The 4079-nt window shown below is 69.0% G+C and carries 3 protein-coding genes; 2 read left to right on the forward strand and 1 reads right to left on the reverse strand.

What is annotated here, in order from left to right; genetic code table 11:
* Nucleotides 1-245: 245 nt before the first annotated feature.
* Nucleotides 246-2249, reverse strand: a complete 2004-nt coding sequence (locus J7E68_RS06765; RefSeq protein ID WP_215171063.1) for a beta-galactosidase — start codon at nt 2247-2249, stop codon at nt 246-248.
* A 216-nt stretch (nt 2250-2465) separates the two neighbouring features.
* Here J7E68_RS06765 and J7E68_RS06770 point away from each other — a divergent pair, with 216 nt between their 5' ends.
* Together J7E68_RS06770 and J7E68_RS06775 are read left to right on the forward strand one after the other, a co-directional pair.
* A complete protein-coding gene (locus tag J7E68_RS06770; protein ID WP_215171065.1) occupies nt 2466-3473 on the forward strand; it encodes a LacI family DNA-binding transcriptional regulator in 1008 nt (335 codons plus the stop codon).
* Between the two features lie 153 nt (nt 3474-3626).
* Nucleotides 3627-4028, forward strand: a complete 402-nt coding sequence (locus J7E68_RS06775; protein ID WP_215171067.1) for a hypothetical protein — start codon at nt 3627-3629, stop codon at nt 4026-4028.
* Nucleotides 4029-4079 lie beyond the last annotated feature (51 nt).

Below are 4079 nucleotides of genomic sequence, written 5' to 3' on the forward strand. Positions count from 1 at the left end.
CGCGTCGGGCGAGAGGACGAGCTCGGCGCACGCGCCCGAGACGGCGGCGGCGCCGCCGCCCTCGGGCGCTCCCGACGAGCAGCCGGCCAGGAGGACGACCGCGGACAGAGCGAGTGCGCCGACTCCGATGTGCTTGCGCATGCGTTGTCCTATCTGTTGTGGCCGACGATGCGCTTCGCGTCATCGCGACCGGTGGTGGGTGATGCTGTGTCGTACGGGGTGATGCTGTGGTGCGGGTGGTGCTGTCAGTGGGTGCGGATCACGGCGACGCCGCCTGCCGCGATGGTGAGCGCGCCCGAGATCTCGGCGCCGGTGAGGAGGTCGACGCCTGAGGCCTCGAGCTCGACATCGTCGTCACGGTGGGTCACGGCGATGCGGTAGACCGCGTCGGTGCCGTGACGGGTGATGACCTCGAGGCCTTCGGCGACGCCTGCGGGTGCGATGTCGGCATCCGCATAGACCTCGTGGAGCAGAGCACGCATGCCCGTGGCATCCAGGCGGGTGCCGACGTACCAGCCGGTGCCCGAGCCATGGGTGTTCCGAGTGATCGCGGGCTCGCCCTCGCCGGGTCCGCCCGAGAAGTTCGCGACGACCTCGGCTCCTTCGAGTGCGATGTCCTCCTGCCAGACGTCGGCGACGATGCCCTCGTGGTCGACCCAGTCGAGTCCGTGGCTCTCGCCCTCGCGCAGCGGCAGGAACTCCTCGACCGTGAGGCCCAGCGCGTCACGCAGCGGGGCGACGAAACCGCCGGCGTGCACGGCGTCGTTCTCGTCGACGATGGCCGAGAAGAACGACACCAGCAGCGTGCCGCCGCCGTTGACATAGGCGGTGAGGTTCGCGGCATCCGCGGCGCTCAGCATGTACTGCGCCGGGGCGACCACCAGGCTGTAGCCCGAGAGGTCGTGACCTGGCAGAGCGAAGTCGACCGTGATGCCGTCGCGCCAGAGCTGCTCGTAGAAGCGGCGCACCTGAGCCGCGTGCGTGACGTCTTCGGACGGACGCCATTCGAGATCTTGCGCCCAGAACGACTCGAAGTCCCAGAGGATCGCGACGTCGGCCTTCACCGTGCTGCCCTGCACCTCGTCGAGGCGGCCGAGCGCTGCGCCGAGGTCGACGACCTCGCGGAACACGCGCGACTCGGTGCCGGCGTGCGGCAGCATCGCCGAATGGAACTTCTCGGCACCCGAGCGCCCTGCGCGCCACTGGAAGAACAGGATGCCGTCGGCCCCACGGCCGAGGTGAGTGAGCGAGTTGCGCGTCATCTCGCCGCGGCGCTTGGCGATGTTGCGCGGCTGCCAGTTGACCGCCGAGGTCGAGTGCTCCATGAGGATCCACGGCTTGCCGCCGCCGACCGAGCGGCTGAGGTCAGCGGCGATCGCGAGACCGATGTGCGCGTCTTCGTCGGCCGCCCACAGATAGTGGTCGTCAGAGACGATGTCGACCTCGCGGCCCCAGGCCCACAGATCCGTGGTCCAGCTCTGATTGGCCATGAAGTTCGTGGTGACCGGCTGGTCGGCGTGCGCGCGGATCGCGTCGCGCTCGGCGATGAAGCACGCGCGCAGCTGGTGATCCGTGAAGCGGGCGAAGTCGAGGCGCTGCGCCGGGTTCACGACGCTCGGGGCGATGGCCGGGGCACCGACGTGCTCCCATGCCGAGTAGTGCTGACCCCAGAAGGCGGTGCCCCAGGCGCGGTTCAGCGCCTCGAGCGAGCCGTACTTCTCCTGGAGCCAGAGCCGGAAGGCGGCGACCGCGTTCGGCGAGTAGTCCTCGCCGACGGGAACGCCGTACTCGTTGTGCACGTGCCAGAGCACGACCGAGGGATGCTGCGCGTAACGCGCCGCGAGCGCGTCCGCGATCCGCACGATCGCCTCGCGATAGGCGGGCGACGAGTGCGATGCCATGCCGCGCGAGCCGAAGCCCATGGTGCGACCCTCGCGATCGATCACATGCGCGTCGGGGTGGGTGGCGAAGAACCAGGCGGGCGGCGATGCCGTCGGGGTGCCGAGGTCGACGGCGATGCCGTTCTCGTGCAGAAGGTCGAGCAGTTCGTCGAGCCAGGTGAAGTCGAACTCACCCTCGGCGACCTCGATGAGCGCCCACGAGAAGATGCCGACACTGACCAGGTTCACTCCGGCCTCGCGCATCAGCACGACGTCTTCGCGCCACGTCTCGGGCGACCACTGCTCGGGGTTGTAGTCGCCGCCATAGGCGATTCCGCGCAGGTCGGGCCAGGCGTGGGGGGAGGTCATCGGCACTCCATCGGGTCGGTGCGGTCGTGGTGCGTGTCCCGACGTGCTGTCGCTCATTCGACTGGGACCGGTCTCAGGTTGTTCCGGAAAACCGGACTGGGACCGGTCTCAGTTCTACCCCAGGTCGACGCTCGATCACAACCGCCGTTACCGAACTGAGACCGGTCCCAGGTTCGACTACCGCTGGACGGGATGCTGTGGGTAGAGTCACAGGCGATGAGTGATGTCAGCGCGAAGCGCAAGCCGACGATCCGCCAGATCGCGGCGCAGGCGGGGGTCTCCCGCAGCACGGTCTCGCGCGTGATCAACGGCGGGCACTGGGTGTCGCCCGACGCCAGACAGGCCGTCGAAGAGGCGATCCTCGCGACCGGCTACACCGCCAACCACCACGCGCGCAGCCTCGCCACCGGTCGGGCCGGCTCCTTGGCGTTCCTGCTCACCGAGCCGCAGCAGCTGCTCTTCGACGATCCGACCTTCGCGCTCCTGCTGCGCGGCGCCGCCGAAGCCCTCGCCCAGCGGGCGATGACCCTGGTGCTCCTCGTGGCCGGAACCCCGGCCGAGCGCGAGAGCGTCGCGCAGTTCCTCAGCGCCGGGCACGTCGACGGCGTCATGCTGATCTCGTCTCACGAATCCGACCCGCTGCTCGATCAGCTGATCGAGGTCGGCATCCCCACCGTCTGCTGTGGCGTGCCCCTCGGACACGAGCGCGAACTCTCGACGATCTCGGTCGACGAGGTCGCCTCGGCACGCACCATGGCCGCGCACCTCGTCTCGCAGGGGCACCGTCGCATCGGCATGATTACCGGCCCCGACGACACCCCGGGTGGGCGCTACCGGCTGGTGGGCTTCCGCGAAGAGCTCGGCGAGCATTTCGACGAGGCGCTGGTCGAAGAGGGCGACTACTCATACGAATCCGGCCTCGCGGCCATGACCCGCATGCTCGAGCACGACGTCGACGCCGTGTTCGCCGCCTCCGACCGGATGGCGGCCGGAGCCATCGCCGCCGCCCGTCGCGCAGGGCGCCGCGTGCCGGAAGACATCGCGATCGCGGGGTTCGACGACTCGGGCCTCGCCGCCACGCACGAGCCGCCGATCACGACCATGCGTCAGCCCTGGGATCAGATCAGCGCGCAGATGGTCGCCGTGCTGCTCGAGGTCATCGCGGGAGCATCCCCTCGATCCGTGATCCTCGACACCGAGCTCGTGGTGCGCGACAGCGCCTAGCGGCGTTCGGCGCACGGACGCACGCAGCGAAGGAGATCTCCCGCTCTGCAGGACCGGATGCCGGATGCGGCCCTTCATTGAGTGAGATCTCCTTCGCTGCGCGCGTCGGCCTTGTCGCCCCACTCACCGGCGATCGTGCGGCAGGATGGGGCGATGCGCCATCGTTCACGACTCGCAACCGCCGCATTCGCACTGACCGCCGTCAGCCTGCTGTCGGGGTGCGGCTTCTCGACGACGACCCTGTCTGTCTTGGAGACCGACCGCGTGCCCGAGGACGAGCTGCCGACTCTCGAAGGTGACTCCTATGAGCCGGCCGACATCGAATCGAGCCGATACGTCGGCGAGTACGAGGGCGTGTCGCTCTGGGTCACGAAGGGCACGGATTCGCCGGCCTGTCTCGTGGCGATCACGGACCCCGAAGACGACTGGGTCGTCGGATGCGGCGGTCTGCCGATGCGGATCACCGGTTCCGGACCCACCTTCGAGCTCCGGGCCGATGATTGGCCCGACCCCGAAGGCATGACGCGCATCTCGGAGAACGTCTACGCCGAGTAGGGCACCGAGGATCCGGCATCCTCGCGCACAGCGAAGGAGATCTCTCGCTCC

It is taken from the genome of Microbacterium sp. ISL-103 (assembly GCF_018613995.1).
Classification (GTDB): Bacteria; Actinomycetota; Actinomycetes; order Actinomycetales; family Microbacteriaceae; genus Microbacterium.